Annotated in this window: 13 protein-coding genes; 6 read left to right on the top strand and 7 right to left on the bottom strand. The window is 68.8% G+C overall.

Annotated elements, in window-relative coordinates; translation table 11 throughout:
• The first annotated feature begins 1 nt into the window (after position 1).
• Entirely contained in the window at positions 2-1,543 is a 1,542-nt protein-coding gene (locus tag AOZ53_RS02570) for an efflux transporter outer membrane subunit (protein WP_054486759.1), read from the top strand.
• Positions 1,544-1,584: 41 nt separating this feature from the next.
• Here the strand turns inward: AOZ53_RS02570 and AOZ53_RS02565 are convergent, their stop codons facing one another.
• The gene (locus AOZ53_RS02565; RefSeq protein ID WP_054429676.1) at positions 1,585-2,355 is read right to left on the bottom strand and encodes an IclR family transcriptional regulator; all 771 of its coding nucleotides are present in this window, start codon (positions 2,353-2,355) and stop codon (positions 1,585-1,587) included.
• 265 nt (positions 2,356-2,620) lie between these two features.
• Here AOZ53_RS02565 and AOZ53_RS02560 point away from each other — a divergent pair, with 265 nt between their 5' ends.
• The 5 genes from AOZ53_RS02560 to AOZ53_RS02540 all read left to right on the top strand — a co-directional run bounded on the left by AOZ53_RS02560 (position 2,621) and on the right by AOZ53_RS02540 (position 8,292).
• Positions 2,621-3,634, top strand: coding sequence for a Bug family tripartite tricarboxylate transporter substrate binding protein (locus AOZ53_RS02560; RefSeq protein WP_054429677.1), 1,014 nt, complete (start codon positions 2,621-2,623; stop codon positions 3,632-3,634).
• On the top strand, positions 3,634-4,524 hold the full coding sequence (locus AOZ53_RS02555) for a polysaccharide deacetylase family protein (protein ID WP_054486757.1): 891 nt from the start codon (positions 3,634-3,636) through the stop codon (positions 4,522-4,524). The genes AOZ53_RS02560 and AOZ53_RS02555 overlap by 1 nt, the downstream gene beginning before the upstream one ends.
• Positions 4,521-5,291 (top strand): polysaccharide deacetylase family protein, encoded by a 771-nt coding sequence (locus AOZ53_RS02550; protein WP_054429679.1) that lies wholly within the window; start codon positions 4,521-4,523, stop codon positions 5,289-5,291. The genes AOZ53_RS02555 and AOZ53_RS02550 overlap by 4 nt, the downstream gene beginning before the upstream one ends.
• 228 nt (positions 5,292-5,519) lie before the next feature.
• A complete protein-coding gene (locus AOZ53_RS02545; RefSeq protein WP_006393373.1) occupies positions 5,520-6,656 on the top strand; it encodes a C45 family autoproteolytic acyltransferase/hydolase in 1,137 nt (378 codons plus the stop codon).
• Between the two features lie 73 nt (positions 6,657-6,729).
• Positions 6,730-8,292: an ABC transporter substrate-binding protein gene (locus tag AOZ53_RS02540; RefSeq protein WP_054429680.1), complete on the top strand. Its 1,563-nt coding sequence runs from the start codon at positions 6,730-6,732 to the stop codon at positions 8,290-8,292.
• Positions 8,293-8,603: 311 nt separating this feature from the next.
• Here AOZ53_RS02540 and AOZ53_RS02535 read toward each other — a convergent pair whose 3' ends face one another.
• The 6 genes from AOZ53_RS02535 to AOZ53_RS02510 all read right to left on the bottom strand — a co-directional run bounded on the left by AOZ53_RS02535 (position 8,604) and on the right by AOZ53_RS02510 (position 15,405).
• Complete coding sequence (locus AOZ53_RS02535; protein ID WP_054433390.1) at positions 8,604-10,163, bottom strand: ABC transporter substrate-binding protein; 1,560 nt, start codon at positions 10,161-10,163, stop codon at positions 8,604-8,606.
• Positions 10,164-10,353: 190 nt separating this feature from the next.
• On the bottom strand, positions 10,354-10,974 hold the full coding sequence (locus AOZ53_RS02530; protein WP_054433391.1) for a GntR family transcriptional regulator: 621 nt from the start codon (positions 10,972-10,974) through the stop codon (positions 10,354-10,356).
• 91 nt (positions 10,975-11,065) lie between these two features.
• Positions 11,066-12,721 carry an ABC transporter ATP-binding protein gene (locus AOZ53_RS02525; protein WP_054486755.1) on the bottom strand — a complete coding sequence of 552 codons (1,656 nt, stop codon included), beginning with the start codon at positions 12,719-12,721 and terminating at the stop codon, positions 11,066-11,068.
• Entirely contained in the window at positions 12,718-13,539 is an 822-nt protein-coding gene (locus AOZ53_RS02520) for an ABC transporter permease (RefSeq protein ID WP_054433393.1), read from the bottom strand. The genes AOZ53_RS02525 and AOZ53_RS02520 overlap by 4 nt, the downstream gene beginning before the upstream one ends.
• Entirely contained in the window at positions 13,536-14,480 is a 945-nt protein-coding gene (locus AOZ53_RS02515; RefSeq protein ID WP_006393367.1) for an ABC transporter permease, read from the bottom strand. The genes AOZ53_RS02520 and AOZ53_RS02515 overlap by 4 nt, the downstream gene beginning before the upstream one ends.
• Before the next feature lie 61 nt (positions 14,481-14,541).
• Positions 14,542-15,405 carry an alpha/beta hydrolase family protein gene (locus tag AOZ53_RS02510; protein WP_054486753.1) on the bottom strand — a complete coding sequence of 288 codons (864 nt, stop codon included), beginning with the start codon at positions 15,403-15,405 and terminating at the stop codon, positions 14,542-14,544.
• Positions 15,406-15,548: the final 143 nt, after the last annotated feature.

Raw genomic sequence — 15,548 nt, 5'->3', positions numbered from 1 at the left:
GATGTCCCTCCGTCTCCCGACCCCGGCCTGGCGCCTGGCCACCCTGCCGCTGCTGCTGGCGCTGGGCGCCTGCGCCTTCGCCCCCGACAGCAAGCCGCCGGCCATGGCGCAGCCCGCGCAATACGGCGTCGAGGCGCTGCCCGCCGCCGGCGCGCCGGCGCAGGGCGTGGCGCAGCGTTATGCGCGCGACGCCGGCCCGGTGCCCGAATGGTGGAAACGCTTCGGCTCCGAGGCGCTCAACGCCATGGTGGAAGAAGGCCTGGCCAACAGCCCCGACCTGGCCGCCGCCGAGCGCAACCTGGCCGGCGCCCGCGAGCAATTGCGCGGGCAGGTCAATTCTTCGTTGATGCCTACGGTCGACGCTGGCGGCGACGTCACGCGCAAGCGCGCGCTGACCATGCCGAACCTGCCGGAACCCACCGCGCTCTACAACGTCTTCACCGGCCAGATCCAGGCCAAGTACGACCTGGACCTGTTCGGCGCGGCGCGCTTCGAGAACGTGTCGCGCGCGGCGCACGTCGAGCAGCAGGCGTTCCAGCTGGAATCGGCGCGCCGTTCGCTGGCCGGCAACATCGTCACCGGCGCCATCACCTCGGCCTCGCTGGCCGAGCGCGTGGCGCTGACCGAAAAGCAGGTGGTGCTGGCGCGCCAGGTGGCGCGCGACACGCAGCGCCGCTACGAACTGGGCTCGGCCTCGCAGAACGACGCGCTGCAGGCCGACCAGGACGCCGCCACGCTGGAGGCCTCGCTGCCGGGCCTGCGCGCGCAGTGGCAGACCACCCGCCACGCGCTGGCGGTGCTGATGGGCCGCAGCCCCGACCAGGCGCCGCCAGACCTGGCCTTCGCCATGATCGCCGTGCCCGGCGAAGTGCCGGTGCTGGTGCCGTCCGAACTGCTGGCGGCGCGGCCCGACATCCACATCGCCGAGGCCGTCCTGCGCGCGGCGGCGGCCGACGTCGGCGTGGCCACGGCGCAGCTGTTCCCCAGCCTGTCGCTGTCGGCATCGATGGGCAAGGGCGGCTTCAGCTGGCCGGCGGCGCTGTCGGGCGCGGGCTCGATCTGGGCGGTGGGCGCGTCGCTGACGCAGCCGATCTTCCATGGCGGCGCGCTGCTAGCCGAGCGCAGCGCCGCCAAGGACCGCTATGAAGCGGCGGTGCTGCAATACAAGCAGACCGTGCTGACCGCCTTCCGCGACGTGGCCGACACGCTGGCGCAGCTGGATGCGGATGGGCAGGCGCTGGCGTCGGCCGAGGCCTCGCGCCGGTCGGCGGAGCAGTCGCACCGCAACACCGCCAACCGCGTGCGCCTGGGCGCGCTGGCGCCCTACACCGCGTACGCCAGCGAACAGCATTACGTCGCGGCGCGGGTGCGGGAAGTGGAATACGCCAATGCCCGCCTGACCGAGACGGCGGCGCTGTTCCAGGCCATGGGCTCGCCAGTGCGCGCGCCGCAGGCGCCGGCGCAACCGGCCACCGGCGGCAATACGGGCGAACCGCCGGCGCCTCAGCAGCAGCAGCAGCAGCAGCAGCAGCAGCAGCAGTAACCCGCGCCGCTCGATCCGAGCGGCCCACAGGCCCCCGACGCCTACGGCGCGGGGGCCTGTTCCTTGATGCGGGACGCCAGCGCCAGGGATTCGATGCGCCGCGCCGCCGCCTGCAGCAGCGCCGTGGTCTTGTCCTGCGCAATGGTGTTGAGCCGGGTCGCCAGGAAGGTCACGGTCAGCGCGCCGAAGATGCGCCGGTCTTCCTGAAACACCGGCACCGCGATGCCGGCGCGTTCCGGCGAAATCTCGCCCACCCCCAGATACGCCCCACGCACCCGGATCTCGTCCAGGTGGCGGATGAACTCGGCCTGCGTCGGCCCCAGGCCCGCGGCCTCGACCTCGGCGGCGTGCCCTTCGTAGAGTCTGCGCTGGTCCTTGCGCGGCAGGAACGCGATGATGGTCTTGGCGGTGGCGCCGCGGAACAGCGGGTGGGCGCGGCCGCGGCCGTGCGGGATGCCGAGCGCGTCGGGCCCGCGTTCGTGGTGGATGTTGAGGATCCGCAGGCCGTGGATGACGCTGAGCAGCACGTCGCCGCCGACCTGGTCCACCACCTCGCGCATGATCGGCCGGGCCACGCCCAGCACCGGATCGCCGTCGATGATGAGATGGTCCAGCTCGATGATGCGCGGCCCCAGCTTGTAGCCGCCGCCCGTCATGCGCAGCAGGTAGCCCAGGTCCGACAGGTCGCGGATGTAGCGGTAGCCGGTCGGCGCCGAGTAGGACAGCTTGGAGATGATCTCTTCGGCCGTCAGCACCGGCGTGGCCAGGCTGAAGAGGTCGAGGATCGCGAGGGCGCGCTTCAGGGTGGACATGGAATCGGCGGACGGTGGGCGAGGCGGAACCGGCGCAGCGTATCACAGCGATCCCGGCGCGCCCCTGCGCCATAACCCTCCGCTATCGCTTCTCACCCAACGCTCTGCTTCTCGCTATCGTCTTCGCTATTTTTATCATTTATAGAGAAAAACTAATTGGTGAAGATTGTTTTTTATCGAATAATGATACTGAAGCAGCAGGCCAGCGGACAGCGAAAAGTCCGCGGCCCGCCTCGCCCGGCATGCACATCCAAGGGGAAATCGCATGAAGCAGTCCAGCAGCAGGCCCGGCGGCATCAGCCGCCGGCAATTCATGGCGGCGTCGGCCGCCTCGTTGGCGGGCGCCGCGCTCGCCCGCCCCGGCCTGGCCCGCGCGGCCGGCTACCCGTCGGAACACCCGATCCAGTTCATCGTGCCGTTCCCGGCGGGCGGCGGCACCGACCTGGTGGCGCGGCCGCTGGCCCAGGGCATCGGCGAAGCGCTCAAGCAGAGCGTGGTGGTGATCAACAAGGGCGGCGCGGCCGGCATCATCGGCACCCAGCAGGCGGCGCGTTCGGCGCCCGACGGCTACACCGTCGCGCTCGGCTCCACCGGCACCCACACCGTGAACCAGAGCCTGTACGAGAACATCGCCTACGACCCCATCAAGGACTTCGAGCCGGTCTCGATGGTCTGCTACTACAACAACGTGCTGGTGGTGCATCCGTCGTTTCCGGCCAAGACCCTGCAGGAGTTCGTCGCCCTCATCAAGGCCAACCCCGGCAAGTACTTCTACGGCATCACGCAGAACGGCAGCTCGGCGCACCTGGCGATGGAACTGCTCAAGGCCACGGCCGGCCTCGACCTGCCCGGCGTGCCCTACAAGGGCGCGGCGGCGGCGGTCAACGATTTCCTGGGCGGCCAGTTCCCGGTGCTGATGGACGTGGTGATCAACCAGCAGCAATTCATCCAGGGCGGCAAATCACGGCCGCTGGCGGTGACGTCCGCCGCGCGCTCGCCCGCCCTGCCCGACGTGCCGACGGTGGCCGAGTCCGGCTATCCGGGCTATCAGGCGATCGGCTGGAACGGCGTGTTCGTGCCCGCCGGCACGCCACCGGCCATCGTCCAGACGCTCAACGGCGCGGTGCAGAGCGCGCTCAAGCAACCCGCCCTGGCGCAGCTGACGCAGAACGGGCTGGAACTGCACGGCGGCACGCCCGAAGAACTGCGCCGTTTCGTCGCCACCGAAAGCGAGAAATGGCGCACCCTGATCAAGAACGCCAATATCAAGGCCACCTGATGCAAGCCATTCCCTATGGCGTCCCGCTGGACGCCGCCGCCAATCCCTGGCTGGCGCTCAACCATGAACTACGCGCCGAGGGACGGCGCGCGCCATCAGCCCCGCCGGTGCGCGCCGTGGTGTGCGTGACCGTTCACGTCGACGGCCCCGCCGTCGAGGTCGGCCGCAAGCAGTTCCCCGGCGCCGGCATCCATACCGCCGGCCGCTACGCCATCCGCCGCGGCGTGCCGCGCCACCTGGAGATCCTGGCGCGCCACGCCATGCCGGCGACCTTCTTCGCCTGCGGCTACGACGTCGAGCATTACCCGGACACCTTCCGCGCCATCCTGGCCGCCGGCCACGAGATCGCGGCGCATGGCTACCTGCACGAAGCCTGGGACCTGGGCGAGGACGAACCCGCGCTGCTGGAAAAGACCCACACCCTGATCCAGCGGCAGCTGGGCGTGACGCCGGTGGGCTGGTGTTCGCCGTCGGGCCGCAAGAGCCACCGCACCCTGCCCACGCTGCGCCGGCTCGGCTATTGCTACGACGCCAGCGAAAAGGACCGTGACCGCCCCTACCTGCCGGCCGAGGGCGGCGATGGCTTCGTCATGCTGCCCAACAACACGGTGTCGCTGGACGACTATCCGTTCTATTTCACCGGCCACAGCCTGGCCGCCGAGGCCTGCGACAACTGGATCGAGGAATTCGAGGCGCTGCGCCAGGCCGAGGGCTACATCCACCTGACGGTGCACCCCAAGGCCGCCGGCGGTTCCGGCACGCCGGCCCGCGCCGCCGCCATGGACCGCTTCCTGGCCTACGTCGGCGCCCAGCCGGACGTGCACTGCATGACGCTGGCCGCGCTGGCCCGCCACTGCCTGGCCCACCCCGCCGCCTGGAGAACCGCATGACGGCCCCCAAGACCGTACTGGTCACCCTCAACGTGCAGGGCATCGGCCCCGAAGCCGCCGCCCGCCCGGAACACGAACTGCACGGCCGCGACGGCCACGGCCGCTACACCTATGGCGGCGGCCTGGCGCGGGTGCTGGACATGCTGCGGCGCCAGGAAATCCGCGCCACCCTGTTCTGGCCCGCCTTCGAGGCCGAGCGCTGCCGCGACCTGCTGGAACGAAGCCTGCGCGACGGCCACGAAGCCGCCTCGCAGGGCAACGCCTTCGAAGACCTGGCCACGCTGGGCGAGCGCGAGGCCGAGGTGCTGCAACGCGGCCGCGACCGCCTGGCGGCGCTGACCGGCCAGGCGCCGCAGGGCTTTCGCTGGACCGGCGGCGGCTTCAGCGCGCGCACCCTGCCCTTGCTGCGCGAGCTGGGCTACCGCTACGACAGCAGCGCCATCGACGACGACGCGCCCTACGCGCTGGACGCCGACGGCGCCCCCGGCATGATCGAACTGCCCTGGAGCGAGGGCCTGTGCGACGCCAGCCATTTCGGCCGCCGTGTGACCCAGGACCGCGCCTATGCGCACCTGGCCGAACAGGGCGACGCGCTGCTGGCGGCCGAGGGCTACGCCTGCCTGACGCTGCACCCGCGCGCGGACAACGGCGTGGGACGCGCCGCCCGGCTGCAGATGATCGAGCGGCTGCTCGACCGGCTGCGCGCCGCCGGCGCCGGCTTTGCCCGCTGCGACGACCTGGCGCGCGAACACGCGGCCGGCGCCTGACCGATGCGCCGCCGCCCAGCCGGCGCGGCCTGTCCGCCGGCCTGGCGGCGGGAGCCGGCGGACGCGGCGGCGCCCCTCCCAGACCGCTGCCGCGGGTCTTTCGCGGGTCCTGGCGGACCGTTATCCCCGGGCAAACCCTGGGTAATATTGGCGCCAAAATAAGCTAATATTTTTGCAACATTCCCTCCTCTCCCCCGACCTCACGGCGCCTTGCGCCGCTATCCGTCCATGACCCAGATCACCCAATTCCCGTTCGTATCGGTCTCCGGTACCCCCGAGGCCCGCGGCCGCGCCTACGGCCAGCAGGCCGCCGACCGCGTGCGCAAGAGCGCCGCCATGTACGGCCAGACGCTGGTCGACCTGGGCTACGACGCCATGGCGCGCACCCGCCTGATCGAAAGCTTCGCCCGCGAGATCGAGAACTTCGCGCCGCATTACCTCGAGGAAATGCGCGGCATCGCCGCCGGCGCCAACGTGCCCTTCGAAGACATCGTGATGGTCAACGCCCGCACCGAAGTCATCGCCAAGGCCCGCGCCGAAAAGAAGAAGGCCGCCGAGCTCGAACCGGGCGACGGCTGCACCGGCGCCCTGATCCTGCCGACCCGCTCGGCCAACGGCCGCCTGATCCACGGCCAGAACTGGGACTGGCGCGCCGAGTGCGCCGAGACCGCCATCGTGCTGCGCGTGCGCAACGACAACGGCCCGGACATCCTGACCTTCGTCGAGGCCGGCGGCCTGGCCCGCAGCGGCCTGAACAGCGCCGGCGTGTCGATCACCGCCAACTACCTGGAGTCCGACCGCGACTTCCGCCAGCTCGGCGTGCCGCTGTCGCTGATCCGCCGCAAGGTGCTGGAGCAGGAACACTTCGCGCTGGCCATCAAGGCCGTCAGCACCACCCAGAAGTCGTGCTCGAACAACATCATGATCGGCATGGCCGCCGGCTTCGGCGTCGATTACGAGTGCACCACCGATGAAGCCTTCCCGATCTACCCGGGCGCCGACGACCTGATCGTGCACGCCAACCACTGGGTCAGCGAAGTCGCCCTGGGCAAGCTGCGCGACACCGGCCGCGCCAGCACCCCGGAAAGCGCCTACCGCGACTGGCGCGTGCGCCGCCTGCTGAACGAGAAGGACAAGCTGACCCGCGAAGACCTCAAGCGCGCGCTGTTCGACGACTTCGGCACGCCCTACTCGGTCTGCCGCCCGCCGCGCCCCGGCAGCCACGACAACCTGTCGGCCACCGTCGCCATGGTCGTCATGGAACCGGCCGCCGGCCTGATGGAAGTGGCGCCGCTGCCGGCGCTGAACCGCACCTTCACCCGTTACAGCCTGGACGCCGAGCCCGAGCTGCTGGCCGCGGCCTGAGCTTTCCCGGTCCCCTGACCGCTGGCGGCGGCCGGATCCCCCGGCCGCCCGCGCAACCCCTGGAAACGCATCCATGAAAACAAAACTCCTGACTACCGCGGTTGCCCTGGCGTTGGGCACGCTGGCCGGCTCCGCCCTGGCCCAGGCGCCGGCCCCGCTGCGCATCTCGTTCACCGCCGACATCCGCTCGACCGAGCCCGGCGTCAACCGCGACAGCAACAGCGACGCGGTGGTGCTGCACATCGTCGAGGGCCTGGTGGCCTACGGCGAGGACGCCGAAGTGCGCCCGCTGCTGGCCGAGTCCATCGACATCAGCCCCGACGGCAAGACCTACACCTTCAAGCTGCGCCAGGGCGTCAAGTTCCACAACGGCGCGCCGCTGACCTCGGCCGACGTGCTCTGGACCTGGCAGCACTACACCGCCGCCAACTCCGGCTGGCGCTGCGCCAGCGAATTCGATGGCCGCGGCACCGTCAAGGTCACCGGCGTCGAGGCGCCCGACGCCCAGACCGTGGTCTACCACCTGGAAAAACCCAGCAGCCTGTTCCTGGCCTCGCTGGCGCGCGCCGACTGTGGCGGCACGGGCATCCTGCAGAAGGCCTCGGTCAAGGCCGACGGCAGCTGGGACAAGCCCATCGGCACCGGCCCCTTCGCCTTCGCCGAATGGAAGCGCGGCGAATACGTGCGCCTGACCAAGTTCGCCGACTACGCCAACCGCGACGGCAAGCGCGACGGCTACACCGGCTCCAAGCGCCCCCTGGTCGATGAAGTGCGCTTCGTCATCGTGCCCGACGACTCCACCGCCAAGGCCGCCCTGCAACGCGGCAACATCGACATCATCGAGGACGTCTCCAACAACGACGTGCCGGTGCTGCAAGGCACCCCCAACGTCAAGGTCGCCTACGCGCCCGTCATGAGCATGACCGCGCTGCTGCTGCAGACCAAGGACCCGCTGCTGTCCAACCCCAAGATCCGCCAGGCCCTGGCCCACGCCATCGACTACGACCAGCTGGCCGCCGCCGTCACCGAAGGCCTGGCCAAGCCCAACAACTCCATCGTCCCGCTGGTCTCGCCGTACAACGACGCGACCCAGAAGGAAGGCTGGAAATACGACCCCGCGCTGTCCCAGAAGCTGCTCAAGGAAGCCGGCTACAAGGGCCAGGAGCTGGAGCTGATCACGACCAAGCGCTACCCGCAGTCGTACAACTCCGCCGTCATCATCCAGGCCATGCTGCAGGCCGTCGGCATCAACGCCAAGCTGTCCGTGTCCGAATGGGCCACCCAGCTCGACCGCTACAACGCCGGCACCTACCAGATGATGACCTTCCCGTACTCCGCCCGCCTGGACGCGGCGCTGAACTACGAAATGGTCACCGGCGACAAGGCCAAGCAGCCGCGCAAGGTCTGGGACAACCCCGACGCCCAGAAACTCCTGGACGCCGCCTCGGTCGACACCGACCACGCCAAGCGCCAGGCCTCCTTCGACCAGCTGCACAAGCTGTTCCTGGCCGACGTCCCCAGCATCCCGCTCTACAACGGCCTGGACATCGGCGCCTTCCGCACCGACATCAAGGGCTACACCCCCTGGGCCGTAAAGAAGCCGCGCGCCTGGGAAGTGGAACGCGTGGCGAAGTAAATCCAGCGCACCGCACCAAACGAAGAGGCCGCGAAAGCGGCCTCTTTGCATTGCGACACCCGAAAAAATAAAACCGCCCCGGCAACCGTCAAGTTTCAACGGTCGAGTCCGGGGCGGCGTTGGCCTGCCGTGCGCGGGGCGTGTAGATGCGCCCGAGGGAATCCGTAGGTAGCCGAAGGCGTACGAGGATGACAACGGGGCAGTCCGGAGCGAACGCTCCGGACCGCAATCGTAGCCCCGCGCACGGCAGGCCAACGCCGCCCCGGACGGCCCCCAAAAAAACAACCGTCCGCCAAAAACCTACTAACTACTTACTTGCCAACGATCTTAGTCTCCCAAGCCCGCGGCTTCCCCTCCCAAACCGAAAACCCCTCAACCCGCTTATTCGTAGCCCAGGCATCCGCCCCGTTATAAAGCACCAACATCGGCGTCTGCTCCAGCATCAACGTATGCAGCTGGTCAAACAGCTTCTGCCGCTTCGCCGGATCCGACTCCAGGAAGCTCTCGTCGATCAGCTTCTGCGCCTCGGGATCATCCCAGACCTTGCGCGGCTGCTTGGTCTTGTCGCCCGCGAACTGCTCGAAGCTCAGCGCCGGATCGATCCGCGACGAGAACGTGAACGAACTGATCTGGTACTTGCCCGTGTTGTAGCGGTCCAGCTGCGTGGCCCATTCCAGCACCTCGATCTTGGCATTGATGCCCACCGCCTGCATCATCGCCTGCGCGATCACCGCCACCTGATAGCTCGGCACGTGCGCCCGCTTGTTGGCGTAGATGACGATCGGCTCGCCCTTGTAGCCCGCTTCCTTGAGCAGCTGCTGCGCGCGCGCCGGATCGTACTTGTAGGTGCGCTTCTCGGTCTCCTGGTAGTAGGCCGACCCCGCGTACACCGCCGAGTTGTTCAACTGGCCCAGGCCTTCGGAGGCCGCCGCCACCACCTGCGGAATGTCCAGCGCCGCCGCGATCGCCTGGCGCAGCTTGACGTTCTTGAGCACCGGATCCTGCGTCTGGAACAGCAGCGTGTGCTTGGTGGCGTCGTGCGGGCTCATCACCGACACGGTCTTGCTCTTCTTGAGCTCGGCCACGTCCGTGATGGTGATCTGGCTGGCGTCGATCGCGCCCGACACCAGGCCGGCCTTGGCGGTCGACGGGTCCGGCACCACCAGGAACTTGACCTCGTCGGCCAGCGGGCGCTTGGCGCCGACGTAGCCGTCCGGCTTGTCGCCGGCGCTGGGCGAGACGTAGTCCTTGAACGCGGTCAGCAGCACGTACTCGCCGCGCTTCCACTCCTTGAACTGGTACGGGCCGGTGCCGACCGGTTCCTTCCAGGAGCCATCGGCGTTGACCGAATCCTTGCTCAGGATCGCGGTCATGCCGCAGTCGGTGCGGGCCAGCGAATCGAGGAACACGGCCGACTTGCGGTCGATCTTCATGATGACGGTCTGCGCATCGGGCGCGGTCACGTCCGTGACCTTCAGGCCATTGCGGCCGTCGAAGTCGCTGCGGCAGCGCCAGTCCGTCTTCGCGTCCATGTAGCGCTGCCAGCTCCAGATCACGTCGGCCGAGGTCAGCGTGGCGCCGTTGTGGAACTTGACGCCGTCGCGCAGCTTGAAGGTATAGGTCAGTCCGTCTTCGGACAGGTCGACCGATTTGGCCAGCAACGGCGCCACCGTGCCGTTCTCCCGGTAGCCGACCAGGCCTTCCACCATGTTCAGCACCACGCCGTCGGTGGTGTTATCGCGGTTGACGCCCGGATTGGTCGAGCGAATGTCGGCCGGCTGGGCGATGGTCAGGGTGGCGGCCTGGGCCGCGCCTGCGGCGGCCAGGGCCAGGCTGAGCGCGAGCGCTCGGGAAACAGGAAGGTGGTGCATTGCGGAAATTCCCCCGGGGGCATGCGACGCCGGATTCATGACTATATTGGCGCCAAAATAGCTGCCCATTATGCAGGCTAATGGCCGATGCGGTATCCGGGGTATCCCTGAAAGCGGCCCCGAAATGACCGCGGCGGCCTCCTTTTCAGGAAGGCCGCCGCGAAAACCGGGCCGTCGCGCCCGCGCCGGGTCAGGAAATGTCCTGGCCGACGTGCTGGGCGATGATCTTCTGCAGGCGCTTGACGTCGCGCGCCTCGAGCGCCTCGACCATGTCGAAGTGCTCGCGCGCCGAGATCTCGATGCGCGAACGCGTGACCCATTCCTTGGCCGGCGCCGCCGGTCCGCGCGCGCGCGTTTCCTGGATCAGGGCCGCTAGTTCGCGGTTCGAGCACATGTCGTACATGCCGGCGTGGAACGCCAGGTTGACCTCGTACTGCTCCAGCAGCGTGCCGTCCTGCAGCAGCTTGGAGAAACGCTCGGCCAGCGTGCGCAGGGCGCGCACCTTGGCCGCCGTGACGTTGGGCATCAGGTCGGCCGCGGCGCCGGTTTCCAGCAGCACGCGGATGTCGCGGATCTGCACATGCTGGTCCGGGTCCATCGTGTAGACGTGGTAACCCCGGTTGGGGATGTGCGCGATCAGCCGCTTGGCGGTCAATTGGTCGAGCGCGCGCCGCACGTCCAGACGCTTGGCGCCGTAACGTTCCTGCAAATCGATCTGTTTCAGCCACGCGCCGGGGCCGTATACCCCCGACTGAATATCCAGGGCAATACGGTCAACCAGGCCCGGCTGTGTCGCCGCCGCTTTCGGCATGGACCACTCCCGTGAATCAAATCCAAACCGCGTATTTTATGCATAAGTCCGCGCCGGGACGGCAAGCCCCGGCCGGCGCGGACCCGTCCCCTCAGGCCGTGGCCGGCGACGGCTCCTGCTGGTCCAGCCGCCAGCGCAGGCGCACGCCCCCGGTTTCGGTCGATTCCAGCGCGGGAATCGCCGACAGCAGGCTGCGGGTGTATTCCTCGCGCGGCTGGTCGAACACCGTGTCGCGCGTGCCCTGCTCGACGATGCCGCCGTCGCGCATCACCACCACCCGGTCTGCCACCTGTTCCACCACGCCCAGGTCGTGGCTGATGAACAGGCAGGAGAAGCCGTGGCGTTCCTGCAGGTCGGCGAACAGGTCCAGCACCTGCGCCCGCACCGTCACGTCCAGCGCCGACACCGGTTCATCGGCGATGACGAAGGACGGCCGCCGCACCACCGCGCGGGCGATGGCCACGCGCTGGCGCTGGCCGCCGGACAGTTCGTGCGGAAAGCGCTTGGCGTATTCCGAGCCCAGGCCGACTTCGGCCAGCACTTCGTCCACGCGGCGGCGCTTGTCGGCGGCCGGCATGTCGACCAGCATGCGCAGGCCCTCGCCCACCAGCTCGCCGATGGTCATGCGCGGGTCGAGCGACGAATACGGGTCCTGGAACACCATCTGGCAGTTCAGGCGGTAGTCGCGCCATGCCGGCGAACGGCGGCTGACCGGCTGGTTGCGGAACAGGATCTGGCCCGAAGTCGGCGACAGCAGGCCGGCGATGGCGCGGCCCAGCGTGGTCTTGCCGGAACCCGAGCCGCCCACCACCGCCACCACTTCGCGCGGCTTGACGTGCAGGTCGATGCCATTGAGCGCGCGCTTGGCGCCGGTGCGCGAGAACAGGCGCTGGTGGCCGGCGTAGTCGACCACCAGGTTCCTGACCTCGACGATCGGCGCTTCCTGGATCGGCGGACGCGCCGGCAGGCGGCGCGGCATCGCGTCCAGCAGCTTGCGGGTGTAGGGATGCTGCGGCCGTTCGAGGATGCCGGCGGTGGTGCCGGTCTCCAGCACCTTGCCGTGCTGCATCACCACCATGCGTTCGGTATAGCGCGCCACCATCGGCAGGTCGTGGCTGATCATCAGCACGGCCGTGTTGTGCTCGCGCGTCAGGTCGACCATCAGTTCCAGCACGTCGCGCTGCACCACCGCGTCGAGCGCGGTGGTGGGCTCGTCGGCGATCAGCAGCGCCGGCTCCAGCAGCATCACCGAGGCCAGCATCATGCGCTGGCGCATGCCGCCCGAGAACTCGTGCGGCCAGGCCTCGACGGCGGCCTTCGGGTCGCGGATGCCGACGCGGCGCAGCATCTCCAGGATGCGTTCGCGGCGCTGCGCCGTCGACAGGTCGCGGCGATGCAGCTTGAGCCCTTCGTCCAGCTGGCGCCCGATGGACATGGACGGGTTGAGCGAGGTCATGGGTTCCTGGAACACCATGCCGATGCGCGCGCCGCGCAGCTTGCGCAGCGCGGCCGGGCTGGCCTGGGTGACTTCCACGCCCTCGAAGCGGATCGAGCCGCCGGCCACCACCAGCGGCGGCGGCGTCAGGCCCATGATGGCGCGCGCCGCCTGGGTCTTGCCGCTGCCGGACTCGCCGACGATGCCGACCATTTCGCCCGGCGCCACCTCGAAGGACACGCCGCCGACGATTTCGCGGCCGCCACGGCCGACGGTCAGGGACAGATTCGATACGGTAACCAGTGCGCTCATTGCACGCCCCTCATGCGGGGATCGAAGCGGTCTCGCACCGCGTCGCCCAGCAGGTTGATCCCGAGCAGCGCGAGCGCGATGGCCAGGCCGGGAAGAATGGAAAGATAGGAGGCCTGCGCCATGAACGGACGGGCGGCGGCCAGCATGTTGCCCCAGGTCGGCGCGGGAGGCGGCACGCCCAGGCCCAGGAAGGACAGCGCGCTTTCCGCCAGGATCACCCAGCCGAACATCGAGGTCGCCAGCACGGTCAACGGCGCGACGCAATTGGGCAGCACGTGGCGCACCATGGTGTAGAGCTCGGAGTTGCCCAGCACGCGCGAGGATTCGATGAACTCCTTCTCGCGCAGCGACAGCACCGTGCCACGCACGATACGGGTCACCGACGGCGTGTAGGCCAGGCCCAGCGCCAGGATGATGCCGTACTTGTTGGCGCCGACCACCGCCAGCAGGCCCAGCGCCAGCAGCAGGCCGGGGAAGGCCAGCAGGGCGTTGTTGAAGGCCATGATGATGCGGTCGGTCCAGCCGCGCACGAAGCCGGTCAGGGTGCCGATGATGGTGCCGGCGACGATGGCGAAACCCACCGTCAGCAGGCTGATCCAGACGCTGCTGGAAGCGCCGGCCAGCAGGCGCGACAGCTCGTCGCGGCCGAACTCGTCGGTGCCCAGCAGGAATTCGCCGCCCGGCGGCTTCAGGCGCGCCACGAAGTTGATCTTGAGCGGGTCGTGCGGCGTCCAGAAGGCGCCCATGATCGCCGCGACGATCATCGCCGCCACGATCACGCCGCCTATCAGCGCGTTAGCTGCAATTCGCTTTTTCATTCGGCGGTCACTCTCGGGTCAAAGATGGGATAGCAGAGGTCGATCAGCAGGTTGACGATCACGTAGATCACGCCGACGAACAGCAGGCAGCCCTGGATCACGGGATAGTCGCGGGCGAAGATCGAATCCACCAGCAGCCGGCCCAGGCCGGGAATGGTGAACACGGTTTCGACCACGGCGATGCCGCCGAGCAGGTTGCCCAGCACCAGGCCGATCAGCGTCCAGGTGGGGCCGAAGGCGTTGCGGAAGGCGTGGCGCATCAGCACCGCGGATTCCGACAGGCCCTTGGCGCGGGCGTGGGTGATGTAGTCCAGGCGCAGCACTTCCAGGGTGCTGGCGCGCGCCATGCGCATCAGCACGCCGATCTCGTGCAGGAACAGCGTCAGGATCGGCATGGCCAGGTACAGCAGGCCGGCCTTCCAGTCTTCGCCGATGGACACGTAGCCCACCACCGGCAGCCATTGCAGCTTCAGGCCGAAGAAGATCAGCAGCAGCAGGCCGAGCCAGAACGTGGGGATGGACACCAGCAGCGTGGCGGTGCCGACCAGGATCAGGTCGGGCGCCTTGTTCTGCTTCCAGGCGGCGATCATGCCGGCGGGCACGGCCACCAGCGCGGCGAACAGCACGGCCACCAGCACCACGCGGCCGCTGATCAGGAAGCGGTCCCACACCAGCGGCAGCACGGGCTGGCCGGTGTTGATGGACGAACCCAGGTCGCCATGCAGCATGTTGCCGAACCAGATGCCGAACTGGGTGGGCCAGGTCTGGTCCAGCCCCAGGCGCGCGCGCAGGTCGGCCAGCGCCGCCGGCGTGGCCAGGTCGCCCAGCAGCAGTTGCGCGGGATCGCCCGGAATCAGGCGGATCATGACGAACACCGCCACTGCCACGATCAGCAGTGTCGGAATGGCCATGACGATACGGGATAGCGCGAAACGCAGCATGGCCCTCTCCTATCGCGGCAGACAGGCGCTTGCGCGCCCGCCGCCGATCTTGTTTTTGATGTTATTCATTTCGCAGTTTGCGCAGTTCGGCGGCCAGGAAGTCCTGCACCTGGCCGACGCACTTGAGACCGTCGTGCGGCACGTTCTCGACCACGTCCAGCACGGCCTTGACGCCGGCCGCCTCGAACGAGCGGCGCAACGACTCCAGGCGTTCCGGGCGGGTGGCGCCGGCGGCGTTGGCGCCGGGCATGAAGAACTTGCCGCCTTCGCGGTGGGTGATTTCCCAGGTCTCCAGGTCGGCCTTGCCGACGATCATGTGCACCGCGACCTGGCGCAGGGCCTCGATGTCGACGGCCTTGCCGAAGCGGGCTTCGGCGCCGCGCACGCCGACCCACCAGTCCTGGCTGGGGTCGAGCAGCGTGACCGAGCCGGGCGCGCCGATCGAGGCGGCCCACAGGGTTTCCGGGTGCAGCAGGGTGTAGCGGTTGACGAACTGGCCGCCGCCCGAATAGCCGAACAGGGCGAAGCGGGTGAAGTCGCGGCCGAATTTCTCGCCGACTTCGGCGACCATGCCCTGCAGGATGTGGTCGTAGCGGATGTCGCCTTCGATCAGCTGCTTGAAGCCGTCGCGGTTGCCGTCGCCGAGCGGGCTGACGGGGAACAGCGGGCACAGCACGATGCAGTCGTTCCAGCGGGCGAATTCGGCGAAGGCGTCGCGGTATTCGACGAAGGCGCGGCCGGTGCCGTGCATGATGACGACCAGCTCCATGGGGTGCTTGGCCTGGTCGATATGCGGGGGGACGTACATGCAGTACGAGAAGCGCGGGTCGATGCGCGAGGCGAAGACGGTGCTGTGGCCAAGGTCGTACATGGCGCGGGCGCGGGCGGCGTCGGGGGCCAGGGTGGGTGCTGCGGTGGACTGCATGATTTCCTCGATTCCCGGGGAGTGTGGAAGGCCGGGGGGTGTTGCTGGCGGGGGATGTTTGACTAAATTGGCGCCAATTTTAGGAACAGGGGAAGGTTGGGGCAACCGGGGGGAATCCCTAACCGGTGATTGTGGCGGGGGGG

This window comes from Achromobacter sp. 2789STDY5608621 (assembly GCF_001299375.1).
Lineage (GTDB): Bacteria > Pseudomonadota > Gammaproteobacteria > Burkholderiales > Burkholderiaceae_B > Achromobacter > Achromobacter insuavis.
This window is presented reverse-complemented; position numbering and strand designations above follow the sequence as displayed.

Coding starts and splice junctions, on each gene's coding strand:
- AOZ53_RS02570 (WP_054486759.1), top strand. CDS start 2: ATGTCCCTCCGTCTCCCGACCCCGGCCTGGCGCCTGGCCACCCTGCCG.
- AOZ53_RS02565 (WP_054429676.1), bottom strand. CDS start 2,355: ATGTCCACCCTGAAGCGCGCCCTCGCGATCCTCGACCTCTTCAGCCTG.
- AOZ53_RS02560 (WP_054429677.1), top strand. CDS start 2,621: ATGAAGCAGTCCAGCAGCAGGCCCGGCGGCATCAGCCGCCGGCAATTC.
- AOZ53_RS02555 (WP_054486757.1), top strand. CDS start 3,634: ATGCAAGCCATTCCCTATGGCGTCCCGCTGGACGCCGCCGCCAATCCC.
- AOZ53_RS02550 (WP_054429679.1), top strand. CDS start 4,521: ATGACGGCCCCCAAGACCGTACTGGTCACCCTCAACGTGCAGGGCATC.
- AOZ53_RS02545 (WP_006393373.1), top strand. CDS start 5,520: ATGACCCAGATCACCCAATTCCCGTTCGTATCGGTCTCCGGTACCCCC.
- AOZ53_RS02540 (WP_054429680.1), top strand. CDS start 6,730: ATGAAAACAAAACTCCTGACTACCGCGGTTGCCCTGGCGTTGGGCACG.
- AOZ53_RS02535 (WP_054433390.1), bottom strand. CDS start 10,163: ATGCACCACCTTCCTGTTTCCCGAGCGCTCGCGCTCAGCCTGGCCCTG.
- AOZ53_RS02530 (WP_054433391.1), bottom strand. CDS start 10,974: ATGCCGAAAGCGGCGGCGACACAGCCGGGCCTGGTTGACCGTATTGCC.
- AOZ53_RS02525 (WP_054486755.1), bottom strand. CDS start 12,721: ATGAGCGCACTGGTTACCGTATCGAATCTGTCCCTGACCGTCGGCCGT.
- AOZ53_RS02520 (WP_054433393.1), bottom strand. CDS start 13,539: ATGAAAAAGCGAATTGCAGCTAACGCGCTGATAGGCGGCGTGATCGTG.
- AOZ53_RS02515 (WP_006393367.1), bottom strand. CDS start 14,480: ATGCTGCGTTTCGCGCTATCCCGTATCGTCATGGCCATTCCGACACTG.
- AOZ53_RS02510 (WP_054486753.1), bottom strand. CDS start 15,405: ATGCAGTCCACCGCAGCACCCACCCTGGCCCCCGACGCCGCCCGCGCC.